11 protein-coding genes are annotated in these 13,697 nt (G+C 71.7%); 4 read left to right on the forward strand and 7 right to left on the reverse strand.

The window, feature by feature from the left end; all coding sequences use genetic code 11:
* Window positions 1–155 precede the first annotated feature (155 nt).
* Window positions 156–1,919, reverse strand: a complete 1,764-nt coding sequence (arc, locus tag ACFO60_RS36610; RefSeq protein ID WP_380850553.1) for a proteasome ATPase — start codon at window positions 1,917–1,919, stop codon at window positions 156–158.
* Between the two features lie 220 nt (window positions 1,920–2,139).
* A complete protein-coding gene (locus ACFO60_RS36615) occupies window positions 2,140–3,000 on the reverse strand; it encodes a tRNA (adenine-N1)-methyltransferase (protein WP_380850556.1) in 861 nt (286 codons plus the stop codon).
* A gap of 150 nt (window positions 3,001–3,150) precedes the next feature.
* Here ACFO60_RS36615 and ACFO60_RS36620 point away from each other — a divergent pair, with 150 nt between their 5' ends.
* Window positions 3,151–4,326: a GNAT family N-acetyltransferase gene (locus ACFO60_RS36620; RefSeq protein WP_380850559.1), complete on the forward strand. Its 1,176-nt coding sequence runs from the start codon at window positions 3,151–3,153 to the stop codon at window positions 4,324–4,326.
* Between the two features lie 52 nt (window positions 4,327–4,378).
* On the opposite strand, the gene ACFO60_RS36625 is transcribed toward ACFO60_RS36620, so the two are convergent.
* Entirely contained in the window at window positions 4,379–5,611 is a 1,233-nt protein-coding gene (locus ACFO60_RS36625) for an aminotransferase class III-fold pyridoxal phosphate-dependent enzyme (protein WP_380850562.1), read from the reverse strand.
* A 6-nt stretch (window positions 5,612–5,617) separates the two neighbouring features.
* Window positions 5,618–6,577 (reverse strand): carbohydrate kinase family protein, encoded by a 960-nt coding sequence (locus ACFO60_RS36630; protein WP_380850565.1) that lies wholly within the window; start codon window positions 6,575–6,577, stop codon window positions 5,618–5,620.
* Between the two features lie 110 nt (window positions 6,578–6,687).
* Here ACFO60_RS36630 and ACFO60_RS36635 point away from each other — a divergent pair, with 110 nt between their 5' ends.
* From ACFO60_RS36635 to ACFO60_RS36645, 3 genes are all read left to right on the forward strand, one after another.
* Window positions 6,688–7,278 (forward strand): TetR/AcrR family transcriptional regulator, encoded by a 591-nt coding sequence (locus tag ACFO60_RS36635; RefSeq protein ID WP_380850568.1) that lies wholly within the window; start codon window positions 6,688–6,690, stop codon window positions 7,276–7,278.
* A gap of 70 nt (window positions 7,279–7,348) precedes the next feature.
* Window positions 7,349–7,972 (forward strand): class II aldolase/adducin family protein, encoded by a 624-nt coding sequence (locus tag ACFO60_RS36640; protein WP_380850571.1) that lies wholly within the window; start codon window positions 7,349–7,351, stop codon window positions 7,970–7,972.
* A gap of 132 nt (window positions 7,973–8,104) precedes the next feature.
* Window positions 8,105–10,063 carry a cation:proton antiporter gene (locus ACFO60_RS36645; RefSeq protein WP_380850574.1) on the forward strand — a complete coding sequence of 653 codons (1,959 nt, stop codon included), beginning with the start codon at window positions 8,105–8,107 and terminating at the stop codon, window positions 10,061–10,063.
* Between the two features lie 90 nt (window positions 10,064–10,153).
* On the opposite strand, the gene ACFO60_RS36650 is transcribed toward ACFO60_RS36645, so the two are convergent.
* The 3 genes from ACFO60_RS36650 to ACFO60_RS36660 are packed head-to-tail and all read right to left on the reverse strand — an operon-like array spanning window position 10,154 to window position 13,594.
* A complete protein-coding gene (locus ACFO60_RS36650) occupies window positions 10,154–11,605 on the reverse strand; it encodes an FHA domain-containing protein (RefSeq protein WP_380850577.1) in 1,452 nt (483 codons plus the stop codon).
* Window positions 11,602–12,045 carry a hypothetical protein gene (locus ACFO60_RS36655; RefSeq protein WP_380850580.1) on the reverse strand — a complete coding sequence of 148 codons (444 nt, stop codon included), beginning with the start codon at window positions 12,043–12,045 and terminating at the stop codon, window positions 11,602–11,604. Before ACFO60_RS36655 ends, ACFO60_RS36650 begins: the two co-directional genes overlap by 4 nt.
* A 13-nt stretch (window positions 12,046–12,058) precedes the next feature.
* On the reverse strand, window positions 12,059–13,594 hold the full coding sequence (locus tag ACFO60_RS36660; protein WP_380850583.1) for a hypothetical protein: 1,536 nt from the start codon (window positions 13,592–13,594) through the stop codon (window positions 12,059–12,061).
* Window positions 13,595–13,697 lie beyond the last annotated feature (103 nt).

The following is a 13,697-nucleotide window of genomic DNA, read 5'->3' on the forward strand; positions in this document are numbered from 1 at the left end:
TCGCACCCGGACCGCCACCGTCACGCCGTCCGTAACCACGAGCCTAGACCGTCGCCCGCGCAACCAGACCCTCTGGCTCGCTGCCCGTTTCGCCGGGGCGGAAACAGCGACGGCGCGGCTCCGGGAGGAACCACGCCGTCGCATGCCGGTGTCAATCAGAGGTACTGGCCGGTGTTGGCGACCGTGTCGATGGACCGGCCGGCTTCCGTGCCCTGCTTCCCGGACACCAGGGTGCGGATGTAGACGATGCGCTCGCCCTTCTTGCCGGAGATGCGCGCCCAGTCGTCGGGGTTGGTGGTGTTGGGAAGGTCTTCGTTCTCGCTGAACTCGTCGACGCAGGCGGCGAGCAGGTGCGAGATGCGCAGGCCCTTCTGGCCGGTCTCCAGGAACGCCTTGATGGCCATCTTCTTGCCGCGGTCCACGATGTTCTGGATCATGGCCCCGGAGTTGAAGTCCTTGAAGTACAGGACTTCCTTGTCGCCGTTGGCGTAGGTCACCTCGAGGAAGCGGTTCTCCTCGCTCTCGGTGTACATGCGCTCGACGACCCGCTGGATCATGCCGGCGACGGTCGCCTCGCGCGACTTGCTGTGCTCGCCGAGGTCCTCCTCGTGGAGCGGCAGCTCGGTGGTGATGTACTTCGAGAAGATGTCCTTGGCCGCCTCGGCGTCCGGCCGCTCGATCTTGATCTTGACGTCCAGGCGGCCGGGCCGCAGGATCGCCGGGTCGATCATGTCCTCGCGGTTGGACGCGCCGATGACGATGACGTTCTCCAGGCCCTCGACGCCGTCGATCTCCGACAGCAGCTGAGGGACGATGGTGTTCTCGACGTCGGAGGAGACGCCGGAACCGCGGGTGCGGAAGATCGAGTCCATCTCGTCGAAGAACACGATCACCGGGGTGCCCTCGGAGGCCTTCTCGCGGGCCCGCTGGAAGACCAGGCGGATGTGCCGCTCGGTCTCGCCGACGTACTTGTTCAGCAGCTCGGGACCCTTGATGTTGAGGAAGAAGCTCTTGCCGGACTGGCCGGTCTTCTCGGCGACCTGCTTGGCCAGCGAGTTGGCCACCGCCTTGGCGATGAGCGTCTTGCCGCAACCGGGCGGGCCGTAGAGCAGCACGCCCTTCGGGGGACGCAGCTTGTGCTCGCGGAACAGGTCGGCGTGCAGGTAGGGCAGCTCGATGGCGTCCCTGATCTGCTCGATCTGCCGCGAGAGCCCGCCGATCTCCTCGTAGGAGATGTCGGGGACCTCTTCGAGCACGAGCTCCTCGACCTCGGACTTGGGGATGCGCTCGTAGACGTAGCCGGAGCGCGGCTCGAGCAGCAGGGAGTCGCCGGCCCTGATGGGCTGGTCGAACAGCGACTCGGCGAGGCGGACCACGCGCTCCTCGTCGGCGTGGGAGATGACCAGCGCGCGCTGGCCGTCCTCGAGAAGCTCCTTGAGCATCACGATCTCGCCGACGCTCTCGTAGCCGAGCGCCTCGACCACGTTGAGCGCCTCGTTGAGCATGACCTCCTGGCCGCGCTTGAGGGTGTCGACGTCCACCGCGGGGCTGACGTTCACCCGGAGCTTGCGCCCACCGGTGAACACCTCGACGGTGCCGTCGTCACGGGCCTCCAGGAAGACACCGAAGCCGGAGGGCGGCTGGGCCAGCCGGTCGACCTCCTCCTTGAGCGCCACGATCTGGTCCCGGGCCTCCTTGAGCGTGGCCACCAGACGTTCGTTCTGTCCGGTGACCGCGGCCAGATTGGCCTGCAACTCATGGAGACGTTCCTCGAGGACCCGGGCTTGCCGTGGAGACTCGGCGAGCTTCCGGCGCAAAGCGGTGATCTCCTCCTGGAGGAAGGAGACCTGAGTTGTGAGGTCGGCGACCTCCCGTTCGCGCTGGGCGGCTCGAGCCTCAGCGTCATCGCGAGCTGCCACAGTCACCTCCTTCCCAGTCGAGGGCGACTACTCAAGACCCTACCTATCTCGGGGGCATCCGTAACCTGGCCAGGGAGTGTTCGTGTCATTACATCCAGTGTTCAGTGTTAAAAGCCTTATAGGCGACTATTGCTTGTAAGCAGCGTCACACAGGTTTCTGTTCCCATGGTGCGCGAGCGGGCATGATTGTTTACCGAAACGCCACAGCCGGCTTCGGAGCTCACGTACTCGACTCCTCCCCGTACGCGCCCTTGGCGGGGCGCCGGCGCCTGGGCGGGGGCGTGACGCCGTCCGCCATGCGACGGGCCATGACGAGGAAGCCCGTGTGCCCGACCATCCTGTGACCCGGGCGTACGGCGAGACCTTCGACATGCCAGTCGCGGACCAAGGTTTCCCACGAATGCGGCTCAGTGAAACTTCCGTGATCGCGGAGGCTTTCCACCGTACGCGACAACTGTGTCGTTGTCGCTACATAACAGCAGATAACACCACCAGGAGTCAGGGACTTGGCCGCCGCGTCCACGCATTCCCACGGCGCGAGCATGTCGAGGATCACCCGGTCGACGTCGGTCTCGTCGAGGGAGGCCACCAGGTCGCCCACCACCAAGCGCCACTGCTGCATGGGGCCGCCGTAGAACTTCTCGACGTTCCTGCGCGCCACCTCGGCGAAGTCCTCGCGCCGCTCGTAGGAGGTGACCTGCCCGCTCTCTCCCACCGCGCGCAGCAGGAAGCAGGTGAGCGCCCCCGACCCGACGCCGGCCTCCACGACCTTCGCGCCGGGGAAGACGTCGGCCATGGCCACGATCTGCGCGGCGTCCTTGGGGTAGACGACCGCCGCGCCGCGCGGCATCGACACCGCGTAGTCCTGCAGGAGATGGCGGAAGGCCAGGTAAGGCGTGCCTCCCGAGGAGCGCACCACCGAGCCCTCGGGAAGCCCGATCAGGTCGTCGTGCGGGATGGAGCCCTTGTGCGTATGAAAGACGCCGCCCTCTTTGAGCGTCACGGTGTGACGCTTGTCCTTGGGGTCGGTCAGTTGTACCTGATCACCGGGCCGGAACGGCCCGTGCCTGCGGAAACCCATGCGCGCAAGGCTATATCCGCCCGCCGCCCGCTCGCGCGGGCGCAACCGGGCACAGGGGTGACCGCTATGAGGTCGAACGCGGCTTCTGGGGTGGCGGATCCCGCTGAGAAAGGATTGGCCCTCCGCGCCCGTTCCTGGTACCTCTTTGCCATGCTTCCCCGGTTTCCCCATGACGCCGTCCCGGCGGGCCCGTTCCTCCTGCGCCCGGCCACCGAGGACGACGTCGACGCCATCGCGCGGGCCTGCGCCGATCCCGAGATCGCCAGGTTCATCCCGGCCATCCCCGTGCCCTACACCGCCGGCGACGCGCGCGACTACGTCACCGAGATCGCCCCTGAGCTGTGGAGGACGGGTGGCGCGGCCCTCGCCGTCACCGACCCGGCCGCGGGCGGCGCCTGGCTCGGCAACTTCTCGCTCAAGCCGCCGGACGTCCGCGGGAACACCGAGATCGGCTACCTGGTCGCCCCCTGGGCGCGCAGGCGGGGCGTGGCCACCGTCGCGGCCCGCGCCCTCACCGAGTGGGCCTTCCAGCACGGCGCGCACCGGGTGGAGCTGCTCGCCGACCTTTCCAACACCCCGAGCCAGCGCGTGGCGATGGCCGCCGGCTACCGCCGCGAGGGCGTCCAGCGCGGCGCCATGCCCCGCAGGGACGGCGGCCGCGACGACCTGGTGATGTTCGCGCGCCTTGCCACCGACCCCGGGACGCCGCAGCGGTCCTACCTGCCCGACCTGCCCGGCGGGGCGCTGTCGGACGGCGTGGTGCGGCTGGAGCCGATCACCCCGGACGACGCCGACGCCTACCAGGCCATGATGAGCGAGCCGGACGTGCTCGCCCGCAGCGTCCCCCCGCAGGCCCCCGACCCCGAGGAGACCCTGTACCGGTCGCACTGCACGGGCACCTGGTGGCTGGCGGGCGAGCGGGCCGAGCTCGGCGTCCGCGACGCCGCCACCGGCGAGTTCGCCGGCCACATCCAGCTCATGCAGGTCAACCCGCTGCTCGGCCAGGCCATGATCGGCTACAGCCTGGCGGGGCGCTTCCGCGGCCGGGGGTTCATGACCCGGGCGGTGAACCTGCTGTGCGAGTGGGCGTTCACGCACACCTCCCTGCACCGCATCGTGGCCGGCACCGCACCGGACAACATCCCCTCCCACCGCGTGCTGCGGCGTGCCGGTTTCGAGCAGGAGGCCCTGTTCAAGGAGCTGTTGCAGCAGCTCGACGGCACCCGGCACGACGACCTGCAGTGGGTGCGCATGCGCGAGGTCGCCCCCACGTCCTCACCCGGCGCCCTCACGGGACACCGCCCGCGCGTCCCCGGCGACCGGTAGCGTCCTGCCGGCCGGTCACGACCGGTGCGGTGTCCCCTTCGGCCGGCGCCGATCAGTCGGCGCCGAACTCGGCGCGCAGCGCCGCGAAGGCGGCGTCGGTGCCGGCCAGCGCCCGGTCGATGTCGGCGTCGGTGTGCGCCGCCGACAGGAACCAGTTGTGCCACGGGTGCAGGTAGACCCCCTCCTTCAGGCACGCGCCCGACCAGTACATGCCCTTCTCCAGGGTCGTGTCGCCCTCGAACGACAGCCAGGGGATCTGCACAGGGCCGGTCTGCTTGACCACGAACCCGTGGGAGGCCGCCTGCGCCGCCAGGCCCTCGCGCAGCCGCGTCCCCGCCCGCTCCATCAAGGCGGGGCCGTCGACGTCGCGCAGCGTCTCGATGGTGGCCTTCGCCGCCGCCATGGCCACCGCCGAGAACCAGAACGACCCGGTGGAGTACAGCGTCTGCGCGGGGCCGCGCAGCGCGTCCGTGCCGGTGACCGCGGCGATGGCGTACCCGTTGGCCATGGCCTTGCTCCAGGCCGTCAGGTCGGGCCGCACGCCGAACGGCTCCCAGGAGCCGCGCAGGTCCAGCCTGAAGCCGGCGCGCACGTCGTCGATCACCAGGGCGGCGCCGATGCGGTCGGCCAGCGCGCGCACCCCTTGGGCGAAGGCGGGGTCGACGGCCTCCTGGTCCTCGAAGGAGTCGTGCTTGAACGGCGTGACGATGATCGCGGCCACGTCGCCCTCGGCCTGGGCGGCGGCGGCCTGCGCGCCCGCCAGGTCGTTGTAGGGGTACTCGATCAGGTCGGCCCGCTCGTTCGGGGTGGTGCCGGCCAGGCTCGGCGTGCACCAGGGGTCGGCCCCGTGGTAGGCGCCGTGGGCGACCAGCACCTTGGTGCGTCCCGTCGCGGCGCGGGCGACCATGAGCGCCTGGGTGGTGGCGTCGGTGCCGTTCTTCGAGAACATCACCCAGTCGGCCGAGGGGATCAGGTCGACCATCAGCTCGGCGAGCTCGACCATGACCGGGCCGGGCCCGTTCAGGCAGTCGCCGGCGGCCTGCTGGGCGGCCGCCGCCCGCTCGACGCGCGGATGCCGGTGGCCGAGGATGACCGGCCCCCAGCTGCACATCAGGTCGACGTACTCCCGCCCGTCGGCGTCCCACTGGCGGCAGCCGTCGCCCCGGACGAAGAACTGGGGGTAGCCGGGGGCGAAGATGGCGGCGTTGAGATGGCCGTACATGCCGCCGGGGACGACCTTGGCGGCCCTGTCGCGCAGTTCGGCGTCGGACGCTCTCTCGGACATGATCGCTCAGATCCCTTCTGTGGCGTGGGGGTCCTGGACGCCCTCGCGGGCGAGGTGGCCGAGGTGGTCGAGGGTCAGGCCGTCCAGGCCGGCGTCGGAGCCGAGGCCTCCGGCGACCCGGGCGGCCAGAGCGGTGCCGAGGCGGGCCGCGTCGGTGATCTCGCGGCCGTCGAGCAGGCCGGCGATGAACCCGGCGCAGTAGGCGTCGCCGCACCCGGTGGTGTCCACGACGGCCGCCCGCAGGGCGGGCACGCGGACCGTGCCGGCGGCCGTGGCGACCAGGCTGCCCTCGGCGCCGAGGGTGATCAGCACGCCCGCCGGGCCTTCGGCGAGCAGCCGGGCCGCCGCCTCCTCCACACCGGTGGCACCGGTGATCATCAGCGCCTGTTCCTCGTTCGGGAGGAAGTGGTCGACGTAGGGCAGGAAGGCGCGGGCGCCCTGCACGAGGTCGGGCATGTTGGACAGCAGGTCCATTGTGACCAGCGTCCCGCCCTGCCGGGCGGCGCCGAGCATCTCGAAGAAGACCGGGTCGTGCAGCCCCCAGGTGACGTCCATGCCGCCGAGGTGGACCACCCGCGCCCCGGTCACCTGGCCGGGGTCGAGATCGGCGGTCGCGAAGGTCAGGTTGGCGCCGGGCACGTGGAAGGAGGGCCGGCCGCCGTCGGGGCGGATGGGCAGGATCGACGCGGCCGTCTGCTCGCCGGCCTTGCGCACGACGCCCCGCACGTCCACGCCGTGCCGTTCCATGAGCGTCAGGAGCAGATCGCCCAATTCGTCCTGGCCGACCGCCCCGGCGGAGGCGACGGGCACTCCGATCCTGGCGAGGTCGACGGCGGTGCCGGCGGCGGCTCCCGCCGCCGTGACCCTGATCTGTTCCAGCAGGTGGGTGTCCTGACCCTGCGGTATGGACTCGACGGGCCTGGCGAGCACGTCGACGATGTGCACCCCGAGCGTGAGGACGGTCATGGCGGTTCCTTCGTCGGAGACGGCGGATAACGAGGATTGCCGGATAATAGACGGGCGTCCGACTAAAATGTCAAGGCATCGACATCGGGTCTCCGGGCGAAGGGACGGGAATGCCGAAGATCGTCAACCACCAGGAGCGCCGCGAGGAGGTCGTCGACGCCGCCCGCAGGGTCATCCTCCGCGAGGGCATCGACGCCGCGACCACCCGGGCCATCGCCAAGGAGGCCGGCTACTCCAACGGCGTGCTCACCCACTACTTCGCCGACAAGGACGACATCCTGCTGTCGGCGCTCAGGTCCTCCCACCGGCGCATCGTGCGGCGGCTGAAGGACAAGCTCACCGGGCGCTCGGGGCTTTCGGCCCTTCGCGAGGTGCTGTGGGACAACCTCCCCCTTGACGAGGAACGCGAGCAGGAGACCGCCCTCGAGGTCGGGTTCTGGGGCCGCAGCCTGGCAGGCGGCAGGCTGCTGGAGGTGCAGCGCGAGGAGGCGGGCGAGCTGCGCTATCTCGTGCGCACCCTGCTCGACGCCGCCGCGGCGGCGGGCGAGATCGTCACCGGCGAGGACCTCGACGACGTCACCGAGCGCCTGCTCGCCCTCATGGACGGGCTGAGCCTGCACCGGCTCCTGTACCCCGACCGTCTCGCCTCCGACGCCCTCGCGCGCCTCATGGGCGCCGAACTGGACCGCCTGACCCCGTGAGCGGGCGAGGCACGCCCGTGCGTCATGATCGGGCCAGGACACCGACGGCGATCCGGCAGGAAGGAACCAGATGAGGCTGGCGCGAGAGCGGGAACAGTTGTGCGACACCGGCCGCCGCATGGTGGAGACCGGGCTGGTGCTCGGCACCTCGGGCAACATCAGCGTCCGCGCCGGCGACCTGGTGGCGGTCTCCCCTGGCGGGGTGGCCCTGGACCGGCTCACCCCCGACGACTGCCCCGTCCTGGACATGTCGGGCCAGGTGGTGGAGGGCGGGCTCAAGCCGTCCTCCGAGGTGCCGATGCACCTGGCGATCTACCAGAGCACCGGCGCCTCGGCGATCGTGCACACCCACTCCACGCAAGCCGTGGTGGTGTCGGCCACGATGAGCGAGCTGCCGGCGATCCACTACAACGTGATGCTGCTCGGCGGCCCCATCCGCGTGGCGCCGTACGCCACCTACGGCACCCCTGAGCTCGCCGAGCACGTCCGCGCGGCCCTGGAAGGCCGGCTGGCGGCCCTGATGGCCAACCACGGCGCCGTCGCCGTCGGCGCCGGCCTTCCGCAGGCGCTTGCGGCCGCCCGCCTGCTGGAGTGGCTCTGCGCCGTCTACGTCCAGGCCAGGACCATCGGCGACCCGCGCGTCCTCACCGGCGCCGAGCTCACCGCCGTCGTCGAACGCGCCGCCCGCGCCTGAGGGGCGCCCGGGCGCCGGCCACCCGACGGCGGCGCCGGCTCTCGCGACGCCGGGCCCGGTCGCGATAGCGTCGCGTCGACCATCGTCGGGGGCTTCGATCAGACTTTCCGGTTATCTGCGGGGACGGGTTCGATGCTGCGCGTCGAAGTGCTGCTGCTTGACCTTGTGATCGTGCTCGCCGCCGCGCGACTGCTCGGCGCCCTGGCCAGGCGCATCGGCCAGCCACCGGTGATCGGCGAGATCGTCGCGGGCGTCCTGCTCGGCCCCACGCTGCTCGGCCCATGGATCGGCGGCGAGCTGTTCGGGGCCGACATGCGGCCCGCGCTGACCGCCCTGGCCGATGTGGGCCTGGTGCTGTTCATGTTCGTGGTCGGCCTCGAACTGGACCAGGAGCTCGTGCGCGGCAAGGGCAAGGTCGCGGCGAGCATCGCGATCGGCTCCACCACCGTGCCGTTCGCGCTCGGGGCGGCGCTCGCGCTGTTTTTGGCGGCCGGGCACGCGCAGGGCAAGACCCTGCCGTTCGTGCTGTTCATGGGCGCCGCGATGTCGGCGACCGCCTTCCCGGTGCTCGCGCGGGTGCTGACCGACCGCGAGATGCACCGCACCACTCTCGGCGGGCTCGCGCTGGCCTCCGCCGCGATCATCGACGTGCTGGCCTGGACGGTCCTTGCCGTCGTCGTCGGCATCGCGGGCGCCGAGGCGGCGAGCGGCCAGTGGCAGGTCCTGCTCGCCGTGCCGTACGCGGCGGTGATGTTCCTGGTGGTGCGGCCCCTGCTGGCCAGGCTCGTGCCGGCCTTCGAGCGGGCCGGGCGGCTGACCCCCGGGCTGCTGTCGGTGGTGCTGCTGGGCCTGCTCGCCTCGGCGTGGGCGACCGAGTGGATGCACGTGCACTTCATCTTCGGCGCGTTCCTGTTCGGCGCGGTGATGCCCCGGGAAGGCGCCGAGCGGCTCAGCCACCTGATCCTGGAACGGCTGGAGCAGCTCGCGGTCCTGCTCCTGCTGCCGATGTTCTTCGTGGTGTCGGGGCTGAACGTCAACCTGCGCACGATGACGGTCACCAGCCTCGGGGTTCTCGCCGCCATCCTCGCGGTGGCCATCGGCGGCAAGCTGCTCGGCACCTACTTCGGAGCGCGGCTGCAGCGCGTGCCCGCGCGCCAGGCGGCCGCCCTCGCGACGCTGCTGAACACCCGCGGCCTCACCGAGATCGTCATCTTGTCGGTCGGCCTGCAGAAGGGCGTGCTCGACGGTGAGCTGTACTCGCTCATGGTGCTCATGGCGCTGCTCACCACCGCGATGACCGGGCCGCTGCTGCGCCGCGTCTACCCCGACCGGCGGATCGCCCGGGACATCGCCGAGGCCGAGCGCACGGCGCTGGGGGTGAGCGCCGCCTTCCGGGTGCTGACCGTGATACCCGGGCCGCCCGGGGACGCCGGGCCGCTCGCCGGGCTGGCCGCGTCGCTGGCGAGCGCGCGCACCCCCTCGGAGGTGCTGCTCGCGCACCTGCAGCCCTACCCTCGGGGACGGCCGGAGGTGGGCACCGGCCTGTCCTTCGAGCTGGCCCAGATGACCGAGACGCTGGGCGCTCTGGAGGCCCTCGCCTCCGTGGTGCGCGGGCACGGCGTGGAGGCGCGGGTGGTGAGCCGGTTCTCGGCGGACGTGGCGGGCGAGCTGCCGGCGCTGGTCACGGGCGCGCACCCCGACCTGGTGGTGGTGCCCTGGGACACCCCCGGGTACGAGCGGATCGCCGGGGAGGCGACCTGCCGGTTCATCACGGTGATGCCCGGCGCGGACGCCTCCGACGGGCCCGTGGCGGTGCATCACGAGCAGGGCGACGCCGCCGCCCATGTCGCGCTGCAGCTCGCCCTGGCCATGGGCCGCCCCCTGCTGGTGCTCGGCGGGGTCAAGGGCGCTTCCCTGGCCCAGCGCCTGGGCCGGCTCGGAGTGGACGCCGCCACGGCCGCCGAGCCGCCGGACGGCGCGCTGGTGGTCGCCGCGGAGGGCACCGACCCGCCCGCCGCGCACCTGCTGGTGCGCGCCGAGCAGGACGCCGACCCGATGGACTGGGCGACGGCCGTCCCCGCACGTCCCTGACCCCCGGCGCACCCGCCGGCGGCCCCGCACCCCGATGGGCGGCTCGCCCCACGAGGGGAGCCGCCCGGGTGAGGGCCGGGCCGCCGGCGGTCAGGCCTTGCGGTGGGACTCGTAGCGCATCGTGCGGGACACGCCGATGCGGACGGTGGTGCCCGGCAGGATGGGCACCGGCTCGTTCGGCGGGATGTCGTAGAAGTTCGGGTCCCCCGGCGGCTGCACCTGGGTGCCGTTGACCGAGCCGAGGTCGATCAGGTTGACGTCCCACCCGTCGAGCCGCACCCGCAGGTGGCGGCGCGAGACCGAGCCGTCGGGGCTGGTCACCCTGGCCGGGCGCGCCTCGCCGGAGGTGACCTCCGGCGCCCGCTCGGGGTCGCGCCCGAGCAGGTAGTCGCTGTCGAGGCTCAGCGTCAGGCCGTCGTCCAGCAGGAGCACCCCGAGCGGCGGCCGCTCCCCCTTGTAGGGCACCAGCGTGCGCTGCACCAGAGCGATGCCGCACACCGCGCAGTAGGGGACGCGGGGGTCGTTGAAGTGGTCGTTCTTGCAGTCGACGCCGTAGACCATCGGACGGCTGAGCGGCTCGGGGGCCGGGCCCGACTCGGTGGGCTCCAGCAGCGCGCCGGCCGTCTCGGACCGCTCTTCGCCTCCCTCGCCGAGCAGGAACGACTCGAAGTCGGGCGACTCGCCGTGGCCGGGACCGCCGGGGTCGACGGCGGCCATCTCGGGATCGGTGAGCAAGGACGGCGACGACTCGTGCTCGGGCGCCGGGGCCGGCTCGGGGATGACGGGAGGAGGAGGCGGCGGGGCGGACTCGGCCGGGGCGGGCCCGGGCGTGGACGCCAAGCCCATGTTGTAGGGCGCGGACCCGGGCGTGGACGCCGGACCCATGCCGTACGGCGCGGACGCGCCGGGCCGGGGACGGGACGACTCGGGCTCGGGGTCGGGCTCGACCGGCCCCGCCGCGGCGGACGGGCCGGACGTCATCGCGGGCCCGGGCCCCGGGAAAGGCTCGGCTGCCATTCCTTGGCGGACGGCGCCGGACCCGCCGGCGGGCGCCGCCTCCTGGTCGTCGCCCTCGGTGAAGGAGCAGCTGACGCCGCCGCCGGGGATCACGCCCGAGTCAAGGCGCGCCCGCCTGATCGGGGGCCCGGCGTCGGGCAGGCGCAGCTCGACGGCCGACACCGGCCCGGCGACCAGCCGGTCGGTCCAGGTCAGGGCATCCTTGCCGTCCAGCCGCACCTCGGTGCCCGGCCCGGTGACGGACGCCTGGGCGTCGCCGCTGACCAGCACCGCGATGCCGCCGCCCACGCGGCCGGCGAGGGCGCAGGCGATCGGCTCGGCCGTCATCGACCGCGCGAGGACCTGGGCGGCGCGCCGGGCCAGGGCCCTGCCGTCGCCGCCGGACGCGGCGGTCTCACGGACCGCGGCGAGCAGCTCCTCGGCGACGGCGTCGGCCGCGTCGCATACCAGCAGCAGGCCGCCCACATGGGCGATCAACCCGTTGCCGGGAAGCGGACGCACCACCCCCACGCCTTGCTCCGTCACAGAACTCTCCCTCCCCGAAAACGCCACCGGATGAACGGCACCCGCATCGGGCCGTTGGCCACCAGCCAAACACAGATCCAGACGACGGCGAACTGCGTCCAGAAGGCGGCGGCGGGCGGAACCGGGTCGATGAGGCTACCGATGGCACCGGACCGTAGCAAAAAGAACAGCAGAAGTCCTTCTGGGATCAGAGTGAGCAGCCCGAACAGACTCGGCCAATCCTTCTCCCAGCGGAACTGCATGAGGAAGTGGTAGATCAGCTCCCACACCACGCCGAGCACCGCGACCGCCGCGAGCACCGCGTATGCGACACGGTAGTCCCGCGTCGGCGGGCCGGACATGCCGGGTAGCAGAGGCACCATCAGCGCCGTCACCACCACGCCCACGGTGGCGAGAAGGAACAGCCGCGTCTGGATGCGGCCGGACAACGTTGGAACCACGGGGGCAGTCTCCTTAGACCGGCTTGTTGAGGGCCCACTTGAACCACTGCGAGGTCGAGCGCATCGGGCCCATCCTGCGGCAGAAGCCGCGGCCGGCCAGGTCGTCGGCGATCTCCTGGGCCGCGATCTGCAGGCCGAGGAAGGTGTCGACGCCGGGGAAGTACCCGCCGAGGGTGGCCGAGCCGGAGGCGTACAGCGCCCCGTCACCGCTCGCGGTGCCCTTCACCTCGAAGTGGCGCTCGACCTCCAGGCGGCCGACCGGGTTGCGGCAGGCCCCGCCGTGCCGCAGCAGGTCGGCGAAGACGCGGTGCTCGGCGATGTCGGCCTCGAGCCCGGTGCAGTCGATGATGTAGTCGGAGACCGGCTCGCGGACGGTGCCGTCCTTGCTGCGCACGTAGCTCATCATGCGGCCGTCGGGGGCCGGCTCGACGCGCTCGACGGTGCCCTGGACGGCGTGGTAGTAGCCGCCGCGGCGGCCCTCGCGCATCTGCTCCTGCCAGCGCCGGCGCCTGGGGGTGTTGGTGCCGCCCATCTCCTTGTACTTTCGGGCGCGCTCGGCGCCCTCCAGCTTGCGCATCTCCGCCTTGAGCTGGCCGCCCCACACCGACTTCGGGTAGTTGAAGCCCTGGTAGGCCCAGCCGTCCCCGCCCTTGCGCCGGGACCAGAGGTTCGGGCCGTGCGCGCCGGTGACGAACGTGCGGAAGATGTGGATGATCTGCGTCTGCAGGCCGAGCCGCTCGCGGTCGTCGAACAGGCGCTGGAGCACGCGGGAGGCGACGATGCCGCCGCCGCGGATCACCACCGTGCCGGGGCGGGTCTTGAGGAACTCGTAGACCTGCTCGTGCGGCTCGTAGGCGTTGACCACGTGCTGGTAGTCGCCGTACTTCTGCCGGAACTCCTGCAGGTCGGGCAGGAACTTCAGGCCGGGGTAGCCGATCGCGAGGTGCACGAACCGGGAGCGGAAGACGATGCGCTTGGTGGGGGCGGCGCCCTCCGGCGGGGTCACGACGGTGAAGTAGCCTCCGCCCTCCCTGCGGCGCACCATGCGGACCTGCCCCTTGACCAGCATGTCCCAGTAGCCGATGCGCCTGGCCTCGCGTTCGAGGTTGCGGAAGACCGTGCCCGCCCTCGGCGTCCAGTAGTCGTTGAAGACGGGCTCGGTCGCGATCTGCCACAGGTAGGACGGCCTCTTCTCGCGCCAGGCCTCCTCCAGGGCGTACGACGGGAAGCCCCACAGGTTGTCGGGCCGCGAGGAGGAGTCGGAGCGGATGCGCTCGGACCTCGGGATCTGGGAGCACCTGGTCAGGAACTCGTAGGTCTGCCATGGATGGTCGATGTTGGACACCACGCGCATCTGCGATGCCGGCACGCCGTACACGCGCAGGTAGTCGAGCGTGACGAACGACCCGATGCCGCCCCCGACGGTGAGGAAGGGGATGTCGTACATGGGGATGCCCGCGGCGGCGACCAGCCGGTCGCTCCAGACGGGCGCGCCCAGCAGCTCCGGCGTCAGATCACCGCTGGCGGGGGGTGTGCGAGGCGTGGCCAATCGAGGTTTCCTAACCTGCTCGCCGAACGGATCGGCTGATCGGGACGGTAGCCGTGCCGCACGCCGGGAGACCAGGGAGTGATCCGGCGACCTCCGCCCCCGT

Origin of the sequence: Sphaerisporangium dianthi (assembly GCF_042654065.1) — a bacterium.
Classification (GTDB): domain Bacteria; phylum Actinomycetota; class Actinomycetes; order Streptosporangiales; family Streptosporangiaceae; genus Sphaerisporangium; species Sphaerisporangium dianthi.